The following is a 449-nucleotide window of genomic DNA, read 5'->3' on the forward strand; positions in this document are numbered from 1 at the left end:
GGAGAACCGCGCGCCCAGCCCCCACCGCCCCGCCCCAACAAGACGGCCGTGCACACCCCCACCCCCAAGGGGCGCGGGGAACTGCGCGCTCAACCGCACGAACCCGCACCCGCCCACACGCCGCGGCCCCGCCACTCACCCCGTGTCCGCCGTCGTCGCCTTCAACGCCAGCCACAGCTCCATGCGGACGTCCGGGTCGTCCAGGGACCGCCCCAGGATCTCCTCCACCCGGCGCATGCGGTAGCGAAGAGTGTGGCGGTGGACGCCGAGATCCGCGGCGGCCGCGTCCCACTGCCCGTGGCGGGAGAGCCAGGCGCGCAGGGAGGCGACGAGGTCGCCACGCCCGGTCGCGTCGTGGTCGCGCAGCGCCCGCAGCAGCCCGTCGGCGAACGCCTTGACCGCGTCGTCGGCGAGCAGTGGCAGTACGGAGCCGGCGGCCATCTGCTCGT

At 75.3% G+C, this 449-nt stretch carries 1 protein-coding gene; it reads right to left on the reverse strand.

The window, feature by feature from the left end; translation table 11 throughout:
* Positions 1-135: 135 nt before the first annotated feature.
* Positions 136-449: CdaR family transcriptional regulator (locus LPA54_RS38725; RefSeq protein WP_228985071.1), on the reverse strand; the 314-nt coding region annotated here is incomplete at its 5' end.

The organism is Streptomyces sp. DH12 (assembly GCF_020873895.1).
Lineage (GTDB): Bacteria > Actinomycetota > Actinomycetes > Streptomycetales > Streptomycetaceae > Streptomyces.